General features: G+C 60.6%; 20 protein-coding genes. 8 read left to right on the top strand and 12 right to left on the bottom strand.

Annotated elements, in window-relative coordinates; all coding sequences use genetic code 11:
* Window positions 1–20: 20 nt before the first annotated feature.
* Both IEX75_RS08250 and IEX75_RS08245 read left to right on the top strand, forming a co-directional pair.
* The gene (locus IEX75_RS08250) at window positions 21–350 is read left to right on the top strand and encodes an accessory factor UbiK family protein (RefSeq protein ID WP_308422112.1); all 330 of its coding nucleotides are present in this window, start codon (window positions 21–23) and stop codon (window positions 348–350) included.
* 144 nt (window positions 351–494) lie between these two features.
* Window positions 495–2,012 carry a YifB family Mg chelatase-like AAA ATPase gene (locus IEX75_RS08245; protein WP_188793739.1) on the top strand — a complete coding sequence of 506 codons (1,518 nt, stop codon included), beginning with the start codon at window positions 495–497 and terminating at the stop codon, window positions 2,010–2,012.
* 59 nt (window positions 2,013–2,071) lie between these two features.
* Here the strand turns inward: IEX75_RS08245 and aceA are convergent, their stop codons facing one another.
* Both aceA and aceB read right to left on the bottom strand, forming a co-directional pair.
* A complete protein-coding gene (gene aceA, locus IEX75_RS08240) occupies window positions 2,072–3,367 on the bottom strand; it encodes an isocitrate lyase (protein ID WP_188793738.1) in 1,296 nt (431 codons plus the stop codon).
* Window positions 3,368–3,399: 32 nt separating this feature from the next.
* Window positions 3,400–4,995: a malate synthase A gene (gene aceB / locus IEX75_RS08235; protein ID WP_188793737.1), complete on the bottom strand. Its 1,596-nt coding sequence runs from the start codon at window positions 4,993–4,995 to the stop codon at window positions 3,400–3,402.
* 271 nt (window positions 4,996–5,266) lie between these two features.
* On the opposite strand from aceB, the gene IEX75_RS08230 reads away from it, so the two are divergent.
* On the top strand, window positions 5,267–6,175 hold the full coding sequence (locus tag IEX75_RS08230; protein WP_229720772.1) for a LysR family transcriptional regulator: 909 nt from the start codon (window positions 5,267–5,269) through the stop codon (window positions 6,173–6,175).
* The gene (locus tag IEX75_RS08225; RefSeq protein WP_188793735.1) at window positions 6,175–6,702 is read left to right on the top strand and encodes a nuclear transport factor 2 family protein; all 528 of its coding nucleotides are present in this window, start codon (window positions 6,175–6,177) and stop codon (window positions 6,700–6,702) included. The genes IEX75_RS08230 and IEX75_RS08225 overlap by 1 nt, the downstream gene beginning before the upstream one ends.
* Window positions 6,703–6,746: 44 nt before the next feature.
* Here the strand turns inward: IEX75_RS08225 and IEX75_RS08220 are convergent, their stop codons facing one another.
* The 9 genes from IEX75_RS08220 to IEX75_RS08180 are packed head-to-tail and all read right to left on the bottom strand — an operon-like array spanning window position 6,747 to window position 12,442.
* Complete coding sequence (locus IEX75_RS08220) at window positions 6,747–7,382, bottom strand: LysE family translocator (RefSeq protein ID WP_188793734.1); 636 nt, start codon at window positions 7,380–7,382, stop codon at window positions 6,747–6,749.
* A gap of 13 nt (window positions 7,383–7,395) precedes the next feature.
* A complete protein-coding gene (locus IEX75_RS08215; protein WP_188793733.1) occupies window positions 7,396–7,995 on the bottom strand; it encodes a 1-acyl-sn-glycerol-3-phosphate acyltransferase in 600 nt (199 codons plus the stop codon).
* Complete coding sequence (gene arfB, locus IEX75_RS08210; RefSeq protein WP_188793732.1) at window positions 7,992–8,414, bottom strand: alternative ribosome rescue aminoacyl-tRNA hydrolase ArfB; 423 nt, start codon at window positions 8,412–8,414, stop codon at window positions 7,992–7,994. Before arfB ends, IEX75_RS08215 begins: the two co-directional genes overlap by 4 nt.
* 9 nt (window positions 8,415–8,423) lie before the next feature.
* Entirely contained in the window at window positions 8,424–9,152 is a 729-nt protein-coding gene (locus IEX75_RS08205) for a pseudouridine synthase (protein WP_188793731.1), read from the bottom strand.
* A 33-nt stretch (window positions 9,153–9,185) separates the two neighbouring features.
* On the bottom strand, window positions 9,186–10,823 hold the full coding sequence (ubiB, locus tag IEX75_RS08200) for a ubiquinone biosynthesis regulatory protein kinase UbiB (protein ID WP_423373308.1): 1,638 nt from the start codon (window positions 10,821–10,823) through the stop codon (window positions 9,186–9,188).
* Window positions 10,824–10,828: 5 nt separating this feature from the next.
* Window positions 10,829–11,479 (bottom strand): ubiquinone biosynthesis accessory factor UbiJ, encoded by a 651-nt coding sequence (locus IEX75_RS08195; protein WP_188793729.1) that lies wholly within the window; start codon window positions 11,477–11,479, stop codon window positions 10,829–10,831.
* 40 nt (window positions 11,480–11,519) lie between these two features.
* Entirely contained in the window at window positions 11,520–11,990 is a 471-nt protein-coding gene (trmL, locus tag IEX75_RS08190) for a tRNA (uridine(34)/cytosine(34)/5-carboxymethylaminomethyluridine(34)-2'-O)-methyltransferase TrmL (RefSeq protein WP_188793728.1), read from the bottom strand.
* 38 nt (window positions 11,991–12,028) lie between these two features.
* Complete coding sequence (locus IEX75_RS08185) at window positions 12,029–12,205, bottom strand: hypothetical protein (protein ID WP_188793727.1); 177 nt, start codon at window positions 12,203–12,205, stop codon at window positions 12,029–12,031.
* A gap of 30 nt (window positions 12,206–12,235) precedes the next feature.
* Window positions 12,236–12,442, bottom strand: coding sequence for a hypothetical protein (locus IEX75_RS08180; protein ID WP_188793726.1), 207 nt, complete (start codon window positions 12,440–12,442; stop codon window positions 12,236–12,238).
* A 278-nt stretch (window positions 12,443–12,720) separates the two neighbouring features.
* On the opposite strand from IEX75_RS08180, the gene IEX75_RS08175 reads away from it, so the two are divergent.
* The gene (locus IEX75_RS08175) at window positions 12,721–13,155 is read left to right on the top strand and encodes a DUF4156 domain-containing protein (RefSeq protein ID WP_229720697.1); all 435 of its coding nucleotides are present in this window, start codon (window positions 12,721–12,723) and stop codon (window positions 13,153–13,155) included.
* Window positions 13,156–13,197: 42 nt separating this feature from the next.
* On the opposite strand, the gene IEX75_RS08170 is transcribed toward IEX75_RS08175, so the two are convergent.
* The gene (locus IEX75_RS08170; RefSeq protein WP_188793725.1) at window positions 13,198–15,339 is read right to left on the bottom strand and encodes a hybrid sensor histidine kinase/response regulator; all 2,142 of its coding nucleotides are present in this window, start codon (window positions 15,337–15,339) and stop codon (window positions 13,198–13,200) included.
* 329 nt (window positions 15,340–15,668) lie between these two features.
* On the opposite strand from IEX75_RS08170, the gene IEX75_RS08165 reads away from it, so the two are divergent.
* From IEX75_RS08165 to IEX75_RS08155, 3 genes are all read left to right on the top strand, one after another.
* Window positions 15,669–16,337 carry a response regulator gene (locus IEX75_RS08165; RefSeq protein WP_188793724.1) on the top strand — a complete coding sequence of 223 codons (669 nt, stop codon included), beginning with the start codon at window positions 15,669–15,671 and terminating at the stop codon, window positions 16,335–16,337.
* Window positions 16,334–18,733 (top strand): ATP-binding protein, encoded by a 2,400-nt coding sequence (locus IEX75_RS08160; protein WP_188793723.1) that lies wholly within the window; start codon window positions 16,334–16,336, stop codon window positions 18,731–18,733. Before IEX75_RS08165 ends, IEX75_RS08160 begins: the two co-directional genes overlap by 4 nt.
* Window positions 18,734–18,849: 116 nt before the next feature.
* Window positions 18,850–19,155, top strand: coding sequence for an Hpt domain-containing protein (locus IEX75_RS08155; protein ID WP_188793722.1), 306 nt, complete (start codon window positions 18,850–18,852; stop codon window positions 19,153–19,155).
* The last annotated feature ends 5 nt before the right edge of the window (window positions 19,156–19,160 follow it).

Here is a 19,160-nt window from a genome sequence, read left to right as displayed (position 1 = left end):
GAAAATGCCTACAAGTTTTGATGGAGCACACCGATGGCGCCGCTTTTCACCTTCTTCATAGACTGTCTCCCGACGAGTTCGAGGTGCCTACCATGATGGGGAGGCAGGATATCGACCAAATTGCCCTACGGCTTGTCTCGTTGGTTCCGCCAGGGATGGTAGACGCGCACAAGGATTTGCGCGCCAATTTTCACGATATCCTGGCGCAGGGACTGCGCCATCTCGAGCTGGTTACCCGTGAGGAATTCGATGTTCAGACCCAGGTGCTGGCGCGCACGCGCTCCCGGGTCGAGGAACTCGAACAGCGCGTGGCGGAGCTGGAGGCCGCTATGTCATCTCGCGGAGCCTGATCAGTTCCGGTAGCCGTCCCCGATTCGTCACCATCACCCCAAGGAATCGGGGGCGGCCGTTTTTCATCCCGCCGAGATTCCACGGAGTCGCTCGATGGACCGATCAACCAGCGACTCCGCTCGTATGGGTGGTGGCCGTATCCCATGAGTCTGGCCGTCACCTTGAGCCGTGCACAGGACGGGGTCGCCGCACCACAGGTGATGGTGGAAGTTCACCTTTCCGGCGGCCTACCTAGTACCCATATCGTTGGTTTGCCCGAGGCGGCTGTACGTGAGGCGCGTGACCGTGTGCGCGTGGCGATCCAAAGCGCTGCTTTCGAATACCCAAACCGCAAAGTTACGGTGAATCTAGCTCCCGCGGAGTTGCCCAAGGACGGCGGGCGCTTCGACTTGGCTATCGCGCTGGGTATCTTGGCGGCAGGTAACCAGGTCCCTCGTGAAAAGCTCGATGACTGCGAATTCCTGGGCGAGTTGGCGCTTTCAGGCCAGTTGCGCCCAGTTTCCGGTGTGCTCCCGGCTCTGCTACGGGCACGGGCACGCGGTCGTCGGGTCGTGGTGCCAAGTGCCAACGCGGAAGAGGCGGCACTGATTCCCGAGGCTGACGTATTGGTAGCCGATACTTTGGCCGACGTCTGCAGCTGGCTGCGTGGTTGCCACGAGCTGATGCCGCCTGTCTCCGCGCTGGTCCTGACCTCGGACAGCGATGCCGGCCCGGACCTTATTGACGTCCGCGGCCAGTTACAGGCGCGCCGTGCCCTGGAGATTGCAGCGGTCGGTGGTCACCACCTGCTACTGATGGGACCGCCTGGCACAGGCAAGACCATGCTGGCCGAACGCCTACCGGGCATCTTGCCGCCGATGAGCGAATCCGAGGCACTGGAAACCTGCGCCGTGTTATCGGTGGCTGGTCAGCAGGTGGACCCGGCACATTGGCGCCACCGCCCGTTCCGGTCGCCACATCACACCGCATCGGCTGTGGCACTGGTTGGTGGCGGTTCGCAGCCTCGGCCGGGGGAAATTTCGCTCGCGCACAATGGCGTGCTGTTTCTCGATGAATTGCCCGAATTCAGCCGGCACGTGCTGGAAGTGCTGCGCGAACCACTGGAGTCAGGCCAGATCCTGATCTCGCGCGCGGCGCGGCAGCTGACCTTTCCCGCACTGTTCCAACTGGTGGCGGCGATGAACCCTTGCCCGTGCGGCTATGCCGGCGATATGCGCAAGCGCTGCCGCTGCTCGCCGGACCAGGTGCAGCGCTATCGCTCGCGTATTTCCGGCCCACTGCTCGATCGCATCGATCTTTGCGTGGAGGTTCCTTCAGTGCCGTTGAGTGACTTGAGCACGCAGCGCAGCACACACGACGAGGATTCGGCCACCGTGCGCAAGCGTGTCATTCGTGCACGCAATCATGCCTTGGCGCGTGCCGGCCGGCCGAACTCGGAGATCAGTAATCGAGAACTCGAGCGTGATTGCGCATTAGGGCCAGTGGAGCGCAAATGGTTCGATGCTGCGCTGGAAAGACTTGGACTTTCTGCGCGTGCTTACCATCGGACACTGCGCGTGGCGCGAACGATTGCCGATCTGGACAACGGCGCGGCAGCGCTGGATCGGCATCACTTGGCCGAGGCACTGCAGTATCGGCGAATTTCCTTGTTGTCCGATTAATGAGCGCGAGAAACGGCCCCTTCTCCCAAAGAAAAGAAGGGGCCGAGTTCTAATCAAGCTCAGGCCGCTGAAGCTCGATGGAACTGTGCCTCCTCGGTGGATCCTTTCAACGCGACCGTCGACGACCTGCCCTGCTGAATCGCCTGCGTCACCGCGTCGAAGTAACCTGTACCTACTTCGCGCTGATGCTTCACCGCTGTGAAGCCCTGTTCGGCTGCGGCGAACTCCTTCTCTTGCAAATCCACGAACGCACTCATCTGCCGACGCGCATAGCCGTGCGCCAGTTCGAACATGCTGTAGTTCAAGCTGTGGAAGCCGGCGAGCGTGATGAACTGGAACTTGTAACCCATCGCACCGAGTTCTTTCTGGAACTTGGCGATAGTCGCGTCGTCCAGGTTGCGCCTCCAGTTGAAGCTGGGCGAGCAGTTGTAGGCGAGCAATTTGCCGGGGAATTTCGCGTGGATCGCCTCGGCGAACTGACGCGCTTGCTCCAGGTTCGGCTTGCTGGTTTCGCACCAGACCAGGTCGGCATGGGGTGCATACGCAAGACCACGGCTGATGGCCTGATCCAGCCCGGGGCGCACGCGAAAGAAACCTTCAACAGTGCGCTCGCCGGTGGTAAAGGGTGTGTCGTTCTCGTCAATGTCGGAAGTGAGCAGGTCAGCCGCATCCGCATCGGTACGCGCCACCAGGATCGTCGGCACACCGAGCACATCTGCGGCGAGGCGTGCAGCATTCAATTTCTCCACGGCTTCGCGCGTGGGCACCAGTACCTTGCCGCCCATGTGACCGCACTTCTTTACCGACGCGAGTTGATCCTCGAAATGCACGCCGGCAGCGCCGGCCTCGATCATCGCCTTCATCAACTCGAACGCATTAAGCACCCCGCCAAAGCCGGCTTCAGCGTCCGCAACGATCGGTACCATCCAGTCGACGTCGTCCTTGCCTTCGGCGTGATGCAGCTGATCAGCGCGCAACAGCGTGTTGTTGATGCGCTTGACCACCAGTGGTACCGAGTTGGCCGGGTACAGCGATTGATCGGGATACATCTCGCCAGCCACGTTGGCATCGGCAGCGACCTGCCAGCCACTCAGATAGATGGCCTGCAATCCAGCCTTCACTTGCTGCATGGCTTGGTTGCCGGTGAGCGCGCCCAGCGCATTGACGAACGGTTCCTTGTGTAGCGATTTCCACAAACGCTCCGCACCATGGCGCGCCAGTGAATGTTCAACTGGTACCGTGCCGCGTAGACGCACGACATCTTCGGCACTGTAAGTGCGCTGGATGCCGGCCCAACGCGAGTTGTTTTTCCAGTCCAGCGCAATCTGTTCGGCGGTCGGCAAGTTGGTTTTCATGTCACGTACTCCGTAGTCGTTTTTACGCGCGATCAGGCGAGCTGTTCGTAAGCAGGAAGCGTGAGGAAATTGCCGAGCTCGTCGGCATGCGTGAGTTCGGAAAGCAGTTTCGCGGCGTCGACGGCACGTCGTGCGCCAGGCAAGGTGCTTTCCTGTAGGCGATGCGTGTGTGCGGCCAGCACTCGATCGAACAAGGCGGCATCGATCGGTGCGTGATCGGTGAATTCCAGGCTGCCGTGATGCAGCCATTGCCACAGCTGCGCGCGAGCGATTTCGGCGGTGGCCGCGTCCTCCATCAGGTTGTGGATGGGTACGCAACCCATGCCTTCCAGCCACGCAGCCGTATAGCGCAGCGCCACCTCCACGTTATTGTCGAAACCGGCGCGGGTGATCGTGCCGGCGCAGGGGACGATCAGTGTGTCGCGATCCGCCTTCACGTCGTCGCGTTTGACATGCAGTTGATTCGGCGTCGGCATATGGCGATCGAAAATCTCCATGGCGATCGGCACCAGTGCGGGATGCGCTACCCAGGTGCCGTCGTGTCCGGCTTGCACTTCGCGCAGCTTGTCGGCACGCACTTTCGCCATCGCCTGTTCGTTGGCTTCCTCGTCGTTCTTGATTGGAATTTGTGCGGCCATGCCACCCATCGCAAACGCACCACGACGATGGCAGGTTTGGATCAGCAGCTCCGAATACGCTTTGAGGAACGGCACCGTCATCAGTACTTGGCTGCGATCCGGCAGCAAGCGATCGCGATGGCGGCGGAAGGTTTTGAGGTAGGAAAAGATGTAGTCCCAACGGCCGCAGTTGAGGCCGACCACACGCTCACGCAGTGCGTGCAGGATCTCGTCCATCTGGAACACGGCAGGCAGCGTCTCAATCAGCACGGTGGCTTTCATGGTGCCGTGCGGCAGGTCGAGTTCGTCCTCTGCCAATGCCATCACTTCGTTCCACAGGGCGGCTTCTTCCATCGCCTCAAGCTTGGGCAGGTAGAAGTACGGGCCGCGATCGCGCGCATGTAGCGCGCGGGCGTTGTGGTAGGCGAACAGGCCGAAGTCAACCAGTGCGCCGGCAATCGGCTCGCCGTATACGGTGATGTGCCGTTCCGGCAGATGCCAGCCGCGTGGGCGTATCACCAACACCGCTGGGTTGGCATCGACGCGATAGTGCTTGCCCTCGGGAGAGTGGTGCTCCAGCGTGCCATTCACCGCATCACGCAGGTTAGCCTGGCCGTCCAGTTGGTTGGCGAAGCTGGGCGCGGAAGAGTCCTCGAAGTCGGCCATGAACACCTTTGCGCCGGAGTTCAGGGCGTTAATGATCATCTTGCGCTCGACCGGGCCGGTGATCTCCACGCGCCGGTCCTGCAGGGCGGCGGGAATGGGGGCGACGGTCCAGTCGCTTTCGCGGATATCCCGGGTGTCGGCCCGGAAATCCAGCAACACGCCTGCGTCATAACGTGCCTGGTGCTGGCGCCGCTCCTCCAGCAACTGCCTGCGCCGCGGTTCGGCGAAACGATGCAGGCGGGCCAAGAAGGCCAGGGCATCAGGGGTAAGGATGTGCTCGTAGCCGGCGGTATCTGCATGGATCTCAACGGGACGGCTGACGAGCTTTTCGCTAGGTACTGCCATGGGCTGCTTCTCCACCTTGAGTGACGGGGCGTGGAGGGAAGTTAGCCAGCGAATCTAGATTTGACAAAGCAAATGTTTCAATTTTTGATATTTAAAATGTCAATACATACTGTAAAGTATTGAGCTGATTGCCATCCAAAAGCTCGTCTGGAGGCTAAATATGGCAAAAAGGTTACCTGCGAACGGTGTGAAGCGCGCGCCAAAGCGTAAGGCTGCCGCCACCCAGGCGGAGGCCGGCCGGTATTACTACAAGGGCAACCGCCTCAAGCAGATGCGTGCCTTCGTCACCATCGTGAAGCTTGGCACGCTCAGTCGCGCCGCCGAGGCGCTATACCTCTCCCAGCCCTCGATCAGCTTGCAACTGCAGGCGTTGGAGCGGGAGCTGGGCGTTGAGTTGCTGCGTCGCAGCCGTCGGCGCATCAATCTTACGGACGCCGGTGAGGCCCTATACGAACTGGCGCGTCCGCTGGTGGAGGGCTGGGAAAACCTGGACCGCCAGTTCCAGGCGAAGGTCAAGGGCGGGCAGGCGGGAAAGCTGACCATCGCCGCGGGCAGTTCCACCATCCAGTACTTGCTGCCGAGCCTGGTGCGGCAATACCGGGAGCGCTTTCCCGACGTGCAGTTGCAGCTCGCCAACGTCACCGGCAAAGACGGCATGGCCTTGCTGCGTGCGGATGAGGCGGATTTAGCTGTGGGTTCCATGCTCGACGTGCCCAATGACATCGCCTGGGCGCCGATCTATCACTACGACCCGATGCTGATCGCGCCGCTGGATCACCCGCTGGCAAGTCAGCAAGACGTGCGGCTGGAGGATCTCTCGCCCTATGGCCTGATCCTGCCCCCGCAGCGCCTTTCCACATATCGGCTGGTGGATCTGGTGTTTCAGCAGCGGCAAGTGCCCTATCACGTCGCTATCGAGGTTGGCGGTTGGGAAGTGATCAAGGAATACGTGGCGATGGGCATGGGCATTTCCATCGTCACCGGCATCTGCATCACGGATGCGGATCGCCAGCGGCTGGCCGTGCGTAACATGCGCCAGTACTTTCCGCAGCGCAGCTACGGTGTGGTGATGCGCAAGGGAAAATTTCTCAGCAAGGAAGCGCAGGCGTTCATCGACTTGATCCGGCCGGGTCTGCTGACGCACCGGGACTACGATGAGTCCGGCCATTCCGAGCGCTGATGTCCACTGACTACGTGCACTTGGCGAGGGAGTTGACCAGAGGCAACGATTGCCAGCACATCGATAAAGAGGCGTCCGTCATGAACCTTTGCAAATCCGCCTTCGCAACCGCCGCTATGCTTTGCTTGTTGGCGCCCTGCTATGCCGCCGATCAAAATGCCCATGTGATGGAGCCCGTCCATCAGTTTTTTGATGCTCTTGGCCGGCAAGATAAGGCTGGAATGCTGGCCGTGGTAACGCAGGGTCTGGAAATCACGAGCGTGCATCAAGGTGAGTTGCGTCGCCTAGACATCAACAAGCTGACGGATGCCATCGCGGCGCACCGTGGCGGACCCATTGCCGAGCACATCTATCATCCCATCGTGCAAGTCGATCACGATCTCGCTGTGGTATGGGCGCCTTACACGTTCACGATCAGCGGCCATGTGGATCATTGCGGCACGGATGTCATCACGCTTGGCAAGCTCAATGATCGCTGGATCATCATCGGCTTATCCGACAGCGAGAGAAAGGAAAATTGTCAGTGACTGCAGCTCAACGCAAGCAGGCGTCCCGCGATGCCCGACCTGTCTCAGCTGCGTTGCTGCAGCGCGAGCTTTATGCCAAAAGCCAGCAACACTGTTCCGCAGACACGATCCATCCATTGCCCCAGTTGCGGCCGAGTGGTTAGCAGCCGATGAATACGGCCGCCCATCAAGGCCAGTACGGTCGACCATGTCAGCCCGGTACCGATAAAGCTCAACCCCAAGAGCAACAGGCCGAGCTGTGGGTGTAATGCGTGCATGGAAACGAACTGTGGCAGAAACGCGAGAAAGAACAATGCCACTTTGGGGTTGAGCACATTCGTGAACATGCCTTGCCGGAACGCTGCTCGAAACCCCATTCCGCGCGTTTCAGTCGATTGCCGTGCCGTAGCGCGCGACAGCAGCATGCGCGCGCCAATCCAAATCAGATAAGCCGCGCCAAGATACTTTAATACGCTGAAGGCGAGTGCCGATGTCATCAGAATGGCCGAAATGCCCAGCACTGCGGCCAGCGTATGCACGATGCAGCCTGCGTTGATACCCAGCGCCGCCGCCATGCCTATGGCGTGGCCTTCGCGACCACTGCGCGTGAGGATATAAAAGGTATCCAGCCCAGGTGTGAGATTGAGAGCCATACTGGCAAGCAAGAACGCTTGGTAGTGCTGGATGCCAAATGTTTCCATCCCTTCCTCCCTTTTACGATGTTTCAGTGTTGCGATGCTTGCCGCGATAGGGCCGGAACAGCGCTCGTATCGCCAACATATCCGCGTCAGGATCATCACTGGCACGCACTAATGGGCCAAGCGTAAAAGTCTTGCTGGGATAATCGATAAACACCGGCTGGATCGGCACATTGGCCTCGTGCGCGATGCGCAGGAAGCCGGACTTCCACTGTTTGACGTGCTTGCGCGTGCCTTCGGGCGTAATACCCAGCCACATCCGCTCCTGCTCGTTGAAGCGCTTGACCATCTGGCCAACCACGTTCAACGCCGCCTTACGATTGATCGGGATCATGCCGATCGGGCGCAGAATCACCCCCAGCGGCCCCTCCAGCACTTCGCGCTTGATCATGATGTTGATGTTGATGCCTAGCGCGATCTTCATCATCAGGCCCCACACGCCATCCCAGTAGGACGAATGCGGCGCACCGATCAGTATCACTTTCGGTTCGTCCGGCAACTGGCCGAGCAAGCGCCAGCCGGAGAGGCGCAACAGGCTGTGCATCAGCCAGGGCCAAAAGCGGCTGTTGAGCCGGGGAGCTTGCGGCGGCACCGCCGGCAGGGTGGGGTCGCTCACTCGTGGCTCCAGGAACGTGACCGGCCTTGTTTGATCTTCGCCCGTTGCTGCTTGCCTTCCAGGCGACGCTCTTGCGATGCGCGGGAGGGTTTGGTTGCAATGCGTTTCTTGGGGGCCACCAGCGCAGCGCGCAGAATTTCCACCAGGCGTTCGCGTGCATCCTCTCGGTTTCGGCCTTGGTCGCGGAAGCGGCGCGCCTGGATCACCAGCACACCCTCATCGGTCATGCGCCGATCACGGCGCGCCAGCAAGCGTGCCCGCACGTCTTCCGGCAGGGAAGGCGAGTGCAGCACATCAAAGCGCAGTTCCACTGCGCTTTCGGTGCGATTGACGTGCTGGCCACCGGGGCCGTCGGCGCGCATGAAACGCACGACCAGCTCGGATTCCGGCAGGTTGATGGATCGGCTTACGGGCAACATGCCGTAAGTCTAGCTGGTCGGCATGACGCTTATGATTGCGGCGGCCGGTAGCGACCAATCGAAGCGGCGAAGGATGGTGTTGAAGGCGGAGTCGAGCGGTGCTTCCAACACCATTGGTTTGCCGTCGACTGGATGCCGGAAGCTGAGCCGCCAAGCATGCAGCAACATGCGATGGCAGCTGAAATATTGCTTGTAGAGCCGGTTGTGATCGCTACGCCCGTGCTGGCAATCGCCGATCACAGGGTGGTGGATATGCGCCATATGCTTGCGGATTTGGCGGAAGCGGCCGGTTTGCGGTTCTGTCAGCACCAGTGCGTAGCGCTGCTGTGGATAGCGGCCGAGCGCTATCGGCACCTCCACGGTGGCTAGGCGGCGATAGCTGGTGCGTGCTTCGCGTCGTGGGCCGGTTTCGCGTGAGCCTGGGAGCGGGTAGTCGACCAGGCCTTCGGTCGGCTCCGGCCAGCCGCGTACCACGGTGAGGTATTGCTTGTGTACGTCGCGGCTCATGAATTGCTCGCCCAACGCCGCGGCCATATCAGAGGAGCGCGCAATTAACAGCATCCCGCTGGTGGCGCGGTCGAGGCGATGCGCCAGATAAAGCGTGCCGCCGATCTGTTCCCGTAGCACATCGATCAGGAAGGTATCGGTGTTGCTGACCATCTTTGAGCGGTGCACGGCGAGACCTGCAGGCTTGTTGACCGCAATCAGGGCGTCGTCTTGATAGAGGATGTCGAGCATAGAAATGCAGCGGATTGCCGCGAATGACGCGTACTAACGCCGCATCCAACCGAACAAAAATGAAAGCAGCCCCGCGCCACCCATCGCCAGTGGCAACAGCGGCGTATGCGGCTGATGGAACGTCCACATCACGGTGGCGCAAACCAGCAACGTAGTGCCTAGCAACGCGCTGCCAATGGCTTCCAGCATGCGCCTCACCATCTTGCGCTGATGCATGAGATGGTTCGCGTCGTGCATAAGCTTCTGCTCGCCCGCGGCGATCTGGCGCAACGCGTCGCGCGCCAGATCCGGCCATTGCGGCGCGTTGTGGAACCACTCGGGAACACGCTTGCGGATTTCGCGCAGGGTGCGCCTCAAGCTGTAGCGTTCGCGCATGATGCGCTTGAGTACCGGATGCGCCACCGCCCAGATGTCGATATCCGGATCGAGCATGCGGCCAACACCTTCGATATTCAGCAGGGTCTTTTGCAACAAGATCAGTTGTGGCTGCAAGGTGAGCTCGAAGCGCCGCGCGGTCTGGAACAGCTTCACCACCAGTTCCGCCAGTGAAATCTGGGACAGCGGACGCGTGAAGTAAGGTTCGCATACGGTGCGTACCGCTGCTTCCAGCTCATCCAACCGCACGTTGGCCGGCATCCATCCCGCGTCTACGTGCAGTCTGGCGATGCGCGCGTAGTCACGCTCGAACAATGCGATGAAATTCTGCGCCAGCCAGTACTGATCTTCCTCCGGCAGCGATCCCATAATGCCGAAATCCAGCGCAATGAAGCGTGGTTCCTGCGACCGCGTAGGATCCACCCAGATGTTGCCGGGATGTGCGTCGGCGTGAAAGAAATTGTCGCGGAACACCTGCTCATAGAACAGACGCACGCCTTTTGCGGCGAGCTGCTTGCGATCGATGCCTGCCGCATCGATCGCGACGATGTCATCGCAGGAGACGCCGCTGACGCGTTCCAGCGTCAGTACGCTTGCGGTGGTGAGCTCCCAGTGCACCTCGGGCACATAGAGATCCACGCCGCTAATGAAATTACGACGCAACAGGCTGGCATTCGCGCCTTCACGCTGTAGATCCAGCTCGTTTTCCAGCATCTTCTCGACTTCGGTCACCACGTCGAGCGGGCGGATCTTGTCCGAATTGGGATGCCAGCGCTGGGCGAGCTGGCCCAGTGAATGCAACAGGCTGACGTCGCGCGCGATGCGTTCATTGATGTGCGGGCGGAGCACTTTCACCACCACAGCACGACCGTCGTGCAACGTGGCGGCGTGCACCTGGGAGATCGAAGCGGAGGCCAGCGGCACGGGATCGAAGCTGGCGTAGAGCTTCTCCACCGGCTGCTTCAGTTCGCGCTCGATGATGGCGCGTGCCTGGTCGCCAGGGAATGGTGGCACTTGATCCTGCAGCAGCGCCAATTCATCGGCGATGTCGCCGGGGACGAGGTCGCGCCGTGTCGACAGGATCTGGCCAGCCTTGACGAAGATCGGGCCCAGCTCATTCAACGCCAGGCGAATGCGCGCGCCGCGCGAGAGCGGGCGCACGCCGACAACCGGCCGGCCCAGTAGCGGGCGCACGAACTTGAGCGGACGGAACAGGTGCGTGGCATCCACCAGCTCGTCGAGCCGATAGCGCAGCAGCACGATGGCAACACGCAGCAGCCCGGGCACTACCTTCAGCGGCGTCACGAGTGGCTTCCCCGCTGCAGGCGTTCGAGGCGGGCGAGACGTGCTTCCAGTCGTTCGGTGCGTTCGCGCAGGGTATCCACGTCATCGAGGAAGCTCTCGACCTCGCCTGGCGCCACCGCCAGCTGCGTTTCGTCACGCAACCAGGCTGCACCGTCCTGCGCGAGATGCGAGGCGGTTTCGCGTGCATGAGTGAATCCTTCGCGCATGGCTTTTGCCAGCGGCACGCCGATCACGTCACCGAATGTGCGAGTGAAGGCTTCCTCGAAATCGGGCGAGAAATGGCTGGCGAGTTTTTCCAGCCGGCGCGCCAGCTCTGCATCGCCAGCGATTTCGACTTTGCCGGGTGCCAGGGTTTCGTTGTTACGGCGAAACAGCATCGACAGCAGGCTGCCGGGCGTGGCCGCCACGCGCAGATCGCTACGTTCCGGCGCAGGACCGACCTTCAGGCGGCTACCTTCCACCGTTACAGCCAAAGCCAGGTCGACACCCTGCAAATGCATCTGCACGCTGCGCCCGTCGAGCGCGGAGAGCTTGGCTTGCGTATCCGAGTCCAGTGAAAGCGTGTGATTGAGCGCGGTTTCCAACGCGCGGCCGGCGAGCTGGCGCAACGGTCGGGGGAGCAGGTTCGGGGAAGGGGCGGCAGTCATGCCGGGATTGTAGCCGCCCGCGCCCAGATCGCAGTGACCCTCAAGGATTTCCTGCACCCGGAAAGCCGAGCTGGCGCCATGCCTCGTACACGGCCACCGCCACACTGTTGGAAAGATTGAGGCTGCGGCTGTCGACCCGCATCGGTAGCCGTAAACGCTGCTCGGCCGGCAATGCGGACAGCACGGCCTCGGGCAGTCCGGCAGTTTCGCAGCCGAACAGCAGCGCATCGCCTTCGTTATAGCGTGCGTCGACGTGCCAGGTGCGGCCGCGTGTAGAAAACGCGAAGACGCGTGGGTGATCGAGTGCTGCCAGGCACGTATCAAGATCGTCGTGCACGGTGACGCGCGCGTATTCGTGATAATCGAGGCCCGCACGCCGCAGGCGTGCATCGTCGAGTTCGAAGCCCAGCGGACGAATCAGGTGCAGCGTGGCGCCGGTGTTGGCGCACAGCCGGATCACGTTGCCGGTGTTGGGCGGGATTTCGGGACGGAAGAGAATGACATGTAGCATGCCGCCATTATCGGATGGCTGGCGGTTGCGTGCTGCAATCAGCCCGCCATCCGGGTGTTGGCTGCCGGCGCGGCCATCGTAGTGGCGATCGTGTGGCCGGTGTGGGTGATCGCGGTCGAGGCAGGCTTGGTTGTCACCATCGCTGCCAGCATCCATCCACAGATAAGTACGCTGGCGCCGAACAAACCGCGAAGAAGCAAGTTTTCAACGTTCATGGCTGTATCTCCAAAGATCCCTAGGTGGTTTCAGATCGATGCGCGTACGCAAATCATGTCGTCGATGACAGGTAGCGCGCAGCTGGAGGGGGGCGAGGTCAGCAAGGAGGTGATCGAGGTGGTATCAGCCAGCTGCGCTAGCGTGGGTTTGCTGGTGACCATGGCTGCCAGGATCAGGCCGCAGACCAGCATGCATGCTACGAACAAGCCACGCAGAATCAGTGTTTCGAATTTCATGTCCGTATCTCCGACTCATCAGGGTGAAGTTCCTCGCCCTTGAATCAGCAATCCCTGTGCCAGCCCTATTTGCTTTGGCAACACATTGATAAAAAAGAAATTATTTGAATTCGAATGAGCGCGATGCGTTGTCCGCGGACACCGGACACGCCGGACCGGACAGTGTCCGCCGAATGCCCAACGTCGCCGCGCTAAGCCGGCGTTAGGTGATACGCAAGGGTGACGCGCTACGATGCTTGGCGGAAGCCAAGTTTTCACTCGCCTTGATGGAGCTATCTATGCGCAAGACTCTGCTGCTGCTCGCACCGCTGGTGCTGCTTGGCGGCTGTACCTGGGGCATCAACCCTGATCCAGGTTCGAGCAACATTCGCACTGTATGGAGCGGCGACGTCACCGGCTGCCGCGATCTCGGCAAGATCACCGTATCGGTGATGAGCCGCGTCGGACCGATCGATCGCAACGACATCAAGGTGCGCGACGAATTGCAGGTGCAAGCGCGCAATAGCGCATTGGGCATGCATGCGGACACCATCAAACCGCTGGGCGATCCGGTCGATGGTTCACAGCCGTGGGAAGCCTACGTGTGCGGCAATCATCAGGTTGGCCCGTCCAATTCACCGACACCGGCCCAGAGCCCCGGCAATCAGCCATTGCCGCAACCGCCGCCGCAGCAGGGCGGCGGATTTCAGACCTATCCCGCCAAGGGCGGTTGATTGGGCTTCCAGAAGGCTGCCTGTTAACCAGGCGGCCTTCGATCAGCTAGTTATCTCGGCGCTACTGTCGTCGTGCGAGGTAGGGTCGGGCAGTTCGACGTCGCACCAGACCTGGATTTCCGAGCGCAGCAAGGACAGCTCAAGCGGCTTCTTCAAGAGGCCATCCATGCCGCACTGGATGCACGCCATCTTGTGCTCGGCGTCGGTAGATGCGGACAGTGCCAGGATGGGCGTGTGGCGACCGTCCTTTTCGCGCTTGCGCATGGTACGTGTCGCTTCGTACCCGCTTATGTCCGGCAGATCGCAATCCATCAGCACCAGGTCGAAGGGCTTGCTCTCGAACATGCGCAGCGCCGAAGCACCGTCCGGGCAGGCGGTGACCAGGCAGCCGATGCTGCGTAGTTGCTGCTCGAACACGAAGCGGATGGCGGGATGGTCCTCGACCAGCAAGACGGAAACGTCCTGGGTCCTGCTGGGCTCTTCGGATGCGGTGATCGATGCTTCCGTCACCGAGGTATCCCCGGCAGGCGCAAGCCGCACGGGTATGCTGAATGAGATGATGGTGCCTACGTTCAGTTCGCTGCGCAGGGTGATGGTGCCGCCCATCAACTCGATCAGCTGACGGCTGATGCTCAGGCCCAGCCCAGTGCCGCCATAGCGCCGCGCGATCGTGCTATCTGCCTGGACGTAAGCATGGAAGAGGCGGGTGTGCTGCTCCGGCGGAATGCCAATGCCGGTGTCGCAAACGCTGACCGACAATTTTCTCGACGCCGCATCGCCGCTGGATCGATTCAGCGCGACGTCGAGCGTCACACTGCCCTGGTTGGTGAACTTGATCGCATTCGTGAGCAGGTTGATCATCACTTGCTGGATGCGCGTGACGTCCAGCAGCACACAGACATCTTCGGGAACGTTGATATTGAGATTGAGCTGGAGCCCTTTCTCGTCGACCCTGTGCCGGATGATCTGAACCATGTCCTGCACCAGCTTGCCAACGTCGGTGGGAGTGCTGTCCAGCATCAGGCCATCGGCTTCGAGCTTGGAAAGGTCGAGCACGTCATCGACCAGCCTCAGCAATGCATCCGCTGAAGAGCTTGCCGTAACCAACAGCTCTCTCTGGTTCTTGTTGACACGGGTGAGCTTGAGCAATTCGACGGAGGACAGCACGGCGCTTAGAGGCACGCGGATCTCATGGCTCATCACCGCGAGAAACATGGCTTTCTCCTCTTCGCTCTGCTCGGCGCGCCGGCGGTCCTTGCGTGCGCGCAGATAGAGATAAGCCAACGCCATCAACATGGTCACCGCTGCGGTTATTTCCGGTGCGTGAAAGCGAAAGTGCACGCGCCAGGAGGTGACGCCGTAGTCGGAATCGTCCATCCACCTCGCCATCATGTCGTCCGTCTGCTTGGCGGTTAGCGATGCGAGGGATTTGTCGATGATCGAGGCGAGTATGGGATCGTCGCTGCGAACCCCCATGCGAAAGTTCAACAGCACGTCGCTGATCGCGCCGGAGACATGCAGATTGCTGAAGTACATCTTCCGCCAGAGGGGGAGCAATGCCGTGTCCACGTCCATGGCAGCGTCGGCCATGCCGTTCGATACCACGGTCAGCTCATCCTGCGCACTTGCTACAGGCACCAGTGCGACGCCGGGAAACTGGTTTTGCAGCAATTGGTGGAGAAAACCGTCGCGCCGGACCGCGACGTGCAGGCCCTCCAGCTCATTCAACTGGAAAATGCTGCCGGTAGAGGCACGTGTAATGACGACTGCGGTTCCTACGAAGTAGGGCCGGGTCGCCAACATCGACCCGGCCGAAAGGGTGCCATCCTGACGTGAAGACAGCACCGGCAGCAGATCCAGCTCGTTGCGTTGCAATGCCAACGTGGCTTCCGCGCCATTGGCGACGTTGACGGGCTCGAACACCAGGCCGGTCGACTTGGCCATGGCATGCAGATACTCCATGGCCACGCCGGAGGGCTGGTCCCCATCCAGGTGTATGAAAGGCTGGCCGCCTGGGTAAACGGCAAAGCGGACAACCGGGTTGGCCTGGACCCAGGCCTTCTCCTGCTCGGTGTAGTGGTGGTTCTCGGCTCCTTGCGCAAAAACCACGGCAGACAGCAGCCAGCACGCGGACAACCAGCATGCCAGGCAAAGCGAGCGAATTTGGCTGCGAATGATAGGCATGGCCGCGGAAAGGAGGGTGCAAAAGGCTGCTGGCGAGCCTGAAAAGTATCGGTGCGCACCGTCCGCGTGTGCCTAGTAGATGTACGAAATGTCTTCGGCGAATACACCGCCGTCCGCATGAGTTTTTGCTATCTTGTCCGCCGCATACGCCAGAGTGAATCCGCGCCGTATGGCTAGTCAGCCGGGGGAGCAAAACGATAAGGACGTTGTTGTTCGCGCCCGGAAGGCGGAACGGCATGCGCAGCGTTGCGCTTTTGCTTGCGGCATGCCGCTATTGCCGGTGTACTTTCAGACCGTTGAATAGCTGCTCGTATCGCAAGGAGTAGGGAATGTCGGACTCAATGGGAGCGCGCTTGCGCGTGATGCTGCTCGACGACCACGAAGTGATACGCCGTGGCCTGGAACTGCTGCTCAAGCAGGAATATTCGGTTGATGTAGTAGGCAGCTTCCGTACGAGCCGGGAATTGTTTGCCGCACTGAAGGACACCCGGGCCGATGTGGTCATTGCCGACTACGCGCTGGGGCCATCGGACGTCGATGGCTTGAACCTGATCCGCGCCTTGAAGATCCGCTTTCCCAGTGAGCGGATCTTGGTGATGTCCTCCCATCACAACCCCGCCACGGTAGCGCTGGCCATCAGGGCCGGGGCACATGGTTTTGTCGGCAAGGGCCAGGACCAGGCCGACTTGATGTTGGCCATACGTGCGGTAGCTTCCGGCCGCACCTATCTCAGCCGCGACCTGGCCGCAGCCATCGGCTCGACGGCAGAGTCCGGCGAGGCGGCTGGCGACGAGCTGGTGGGCTATTCCAAGCTCTCGCCGCGAGAGCGCGAAGTGCTTCGCTGCGTGCTCGACGGCATGTCCGTCACCGAAATCGCGGCCAAGTTTTCCAGGGGCATTACCACCATCAGCGCGCAGAAGAATTCCGCCTTCCGCAAGCTGGGCATACGCACCAACAACGAGTTGTTCAAGATCAGGCATCTGCTGGACAAGCCATGAACTGGCGAAGGGCCATGGTAGGCCGATGGATTGGCCTGCTTGCGTTCATGTTCTCGTGCACGCTGGCGGCGGCTAGTGCACCTATTTTTAGCCCTGAAGAACAGCGATGGATCAAAGAGCATCCGGTTGTCTATTTCGCCGGCGATGATGGGCGAGCGCCGCTTTCCTATATGGAGGGCGGTGTCTACAGGGGGCTTGTGGCCCAATACATTGTGGCGATCGCCAGAAAATCCGGCCTGCGCTTCGAGCGCTATCCGGCCCATACATGGGCCGAGAATGAAACGGCTTTCCTGGCTGGCAAGATCGACGTGCTGCCGATCGCCGATCAGAAATGGATGCCGCAGGAGCTTTCCGAGAAACTCTCCTATACCGAGCCTTATTTCACTTCGCCGCTCCTGGTCGTCACGCGCGCCGACGAGCCGGTGATCCTCGATGCCAGTGAACTCAACGGCAAAGTGGTGAGTGTGTTCGATTCGATCGGGACGAGAAAGCTGATGCTCGTTCGGTTTCCTAAAGTCACGCCGCTCTTTACACCCACCGTCGTGGACGCGCTGGATGCAGTGGATGACCAGCGGGCCTATGCGGTTATCGGTGCGGAGGTGATCCTGGGACCGCTGTTGCGCCGGAAATACCATGGCCTGCTCAGCATTTCCGGGTCGATCCATGACGCGCCGTTGAGCCTGCAGATGGCGGTGCGCCAAGACGAGCCACTCCTCTTCTCGATCGTCAAAAAATCTTTGGAAAGCCTGTCTGCGCAAGAAACGGACATCATGCAAGAACAGTCGATGGAGCAGGCGGACTACGGCGCGCCGACAATCCGGTCGCTTCTACGGTACTACGCACTGGAAATCGCCTCGTTTGCATTCGGCGTGGCCTTGCTGGCCTTCTTTGCCTATCGCGCCTGGGCGGCCAGAAAGGCATCCATGCAGAGTGAAAGGGTGAAGTCACGCTTCCTGGCGGTGATGAGCCATGAAATCCGCACCCCCATCAATGCCATTCTCGGTTCCATCGACATGTTGTTGCGAACCCCGCTCAGCGAGCATCAACAGCGTTTTGCACACACCGCATCCACCGCGGCAGAAGCCTTGCTCCAACTGCTGGATGATGTGCTGGATATTTCCAAGCTCGACGCGCGCCGCCTGCAACTGGAGCTGATCCCCACCGACGTTGCCGCGTTGGTCGAAAAGGCCGTGAGGGTCGCGGAGGTGAAGGCGCGTGACAAAGGTATCCCCATCAACGTCACGCTGGATCATCTGCAAGGCAAGCAGCTCATGCTTGATCCGACGCGGTTTCGGCAGATCCTGATGAACCTGCTGGGCAATGCCGTCAAGTTCACCGAGCAAGGCCAAATCGGTGTCGATGTTGCACTCAGTGAGGGGGCGGGCACGCAAAAAGGCATCCTGTCTTGCAGCGTCACCGACTCCGGCATCGGCATCCCGGAAAGCCAGCAGCAGCATCTGTTCAGTGCCTACTCCCAGGCCGACAGCGCCACCACGCGCAAATATGGCGGCACCGGCCTGGGCCTCACGATCTGCAAGGAGCTGGTGGAGCTGATGGATGGAACGATCGTGCTGAAGAGCGTGGAAGGTGTCGGCACCAAGGTCAGCTTCTCAATGCCGGTGAGCCTGGCTACGCAAGTCGAGGCGGCGAAAGAGCCCATTGCATTGAATGCCGCCAGCGAAACTGCAGCCGCCCCGCACGCACGCATCCTGGTGGTGGAAGATCATCCCCAGAACCGCTTCGTTCTGGTCGAACAGCTCAAGACACTCGGCGTCGAGCCGGTGGGCGTCCATGATGGCTTCGAGGCCTTGACGGAAATCGAGCGCCAATCGCCAGCCCTGATCCTGATGGATTGCCACATGCCAGGCATGGACGGCTATGAAACCACCCGGCGCATTCGGCAACGCGAAGCCGAACGGAGCGCGCCGCATGTGCCGATCATTGCCATATCCGCAGCGTCGGACGCGCAACATTTGAAGAGATGCATGGATAGCGGCATGGATGGTGTGCTGAAGAAGCCGCTACGTATCGAAGAGCTGCAATCCATGTTGCAAGTGTGGCTGGAGCAGCCATCGCACATGGCAGACGAGCCTGCTGATACGAACGTCGAGCCCACGGACATTCGTGCCCTATACCAGACATCCATGGCCGAAGACATCCAAGCGATCGAACAAGCCATGAAGGATCAGAATGCCGAAGAGGTGGCCCATTTCGCGCATCGGATCAAAGGTGCGGCGCTCATGCTGGCCGCACAAGAGTCGGCCGATGCGGCCGATCGACTTGAGCAGGGGGCAAGAAGCGCCGCGCCGCCCGAACCCGCGCAAATGGAGGCCATGTTGCAGACGCTGAAGAAAGCCATTGCCAGCTACTTTGGGCCTGTCGATAGCGCGCGCTGATACTTGCCGTGAGCGCTCGCCCCGCAGATTTTTTCAAACTATTTCTATCCCTTGTCAGTCTAGGGGCGGCAACACTGCCAGAAATTACGCAAAGTTGAGTCGTTGTTACCCAAAGCATGTGCCCTGCCAAAGCCAATCCAGGTTCTTTTGCATGCTCCGCAGAAGTCCGCAAGATCTTTATCAGCAGCTGCGAAGCCGACCTGCAGGCGATCCTGCTTGCTTGGCGTGAGCAAGCGAAAGACGACCTGCTAAAGCGGCTTCACGCCTTGAAGGGCGCGCTCATCGTATTTGGGGAAGGGGATACGGCAGCCCTATGCGAGCACTTCGAAGAAGATCTGCGCAAGCAGACCTTCTCCGCGTGTGAAGACGCCTTGCTCCGCCTCGACCAGGCCATGCGCCGCCTGATCGACAGCTACAAATAAGTAAG

The sequence above is a fragment of the Dyella nitratireducens genome (assembly GCF_014642835.1).
Classification (GTDB): domain Bacteria; phylum Pseudomonadota; class Gammaproteobacteria; order Xanthomonadales; family Rhodanobacteraceae; genus Dyella_B; species Dyella_B nitratireducens.
Note: the sequence above shows the minus strand (reverse complement) of the source record. Positions and strands in the feature narration are given on the sequence as shown.

Excerpts from the sequence above, each read along its gene's own strand:
- IEX75_RS08250 (WP_308422112.1), top strand. The coding sequence starts at position 21 with ATGGAGCACACCGATGGCGCCGCTTTTCACCTTCTTCATAGACTGTCT.
- IEX75_RS08245 (WP_188793739.1), top strand. The coding sequence starts at position 495 with ATGAGTCTGGCCGTCACCTTGAGCCGTGCACAGGACGGGGTCGCCGCA.
- aceA (WP_188793738.1), bottom strand. The coding sequence starts at position 3,367 with ATGAAAACCAACTTGCCGACCGCCGAACAGATTGCGCTGGACTGGAAA.
- aceB (WP_188793737.1), bottom strand. The coding sequence starts at position 4,995 with ATGGCAGTACCTAGCGAAAAGCTCGTCAGCCGTCCCGTTGAGATCCAT.
- IEX75_RS08230 (WP_229720772.1), top strand. The coding sequence starts at position 5,267 with ATGCGTGCCTTCGTCACCATCGTGAAGCTTGGCACGCTCAGTCGCGCC.
- IEX75_RS08225 (WP_188793735.1), top strand. The coding sequence starts at position 6,175 with ATGTCCACTGACTACGTGCACTTGGCGAGGGAGTTGACCAGAGGCAAC.
- IEX75_RS08220 (WP_188793734.1), bottom strand. The coding sequence starts at position 7,382 with ATGGAAACATTTGGCATCCAGCACTACCAAGCGTTCTTGCTTGCCAGT.
- arfB (WP_188793732.1), bottom strand. The coding sequence starts at position 8,414 with ATGTTGCCCGTAAGCCGATCCATCAACCTGCCGGAATCCGAGCTGGTC.
- IEX75_RS08205 (WP_188793731.1), bottom strand. The coding sequence starts at position 9,152 with ATGCTCGACATCCTCTATCAAGACGACGCCCTGATTGCGGTCAACAAG.
- IEX75_RS08195 (WP_188793729.1), bottom strand. The coding sequence starts at position 11,479 with ATGACTGCCGCCCCTTCCCCGAACCTGCTCCCCCGACCGTTGCGCCAG.
- trmL (WP_188793728.1), bottom strand. The coding sequence starts at position 11,990 with ATGCTACATGTCATTCTCTTCCGTCCCGAAATCCCGCCCAACACCGGC.
- IEX75_RS08185 (WP_188793727.1), bottom strand. The coding sequence starts at position 12,205 with ATGAACGTTGAAAACTTGCTTCTTCGCGGTTTGTTCGGCGCCAGCGTA.
- IEX75_RS08180 (WP_188793726.1), bottom strand. The coding sequence starts at position 12,442 with ATGAAATTCGAAACACTGATTCTGCGTGGCTTGTTCGTAGCATGCATG.
- IEX75_RS08175 (WP_229720697.1), top strand. The coding sequence starts at position 12,721 with ATGCGCAAGACTCTGCTGCTGCTCGCACCGCTGGTGCTGCTTGGCGGC.
- IEX75_RS08170 (WP_188793725.1), bottom strand. The coding sequence starts at position 15,339 with ATGCCTATCATTCGCAGCCAAATTCGCTCGCTTTGCCTGGCATGCTGG.
- IEX75_RS08165 (WP_188793724.1), top strand. The coding sequence starts at position 15,669 with ATGTCGGACTCAATGGGAGCGCGCTTGCGCGTGATGCTGCTCGACGAC.
- IEX75_RS08160 (WP_188793723.1), top strand. The coding sequence starts at position 16,334 with ATGAACTGGCGAAGGGCCATGGTAGGCCGATGGATTGGCCTGCTTGCG.
- IEX75_RS08155 (WP_188793722.1), top strand. The coding sequence starts at position 18,850 with ATGTGCCCTGCCAAAGCCAATCCAGGTTCTTTTGCATGCTCCGCAGAA.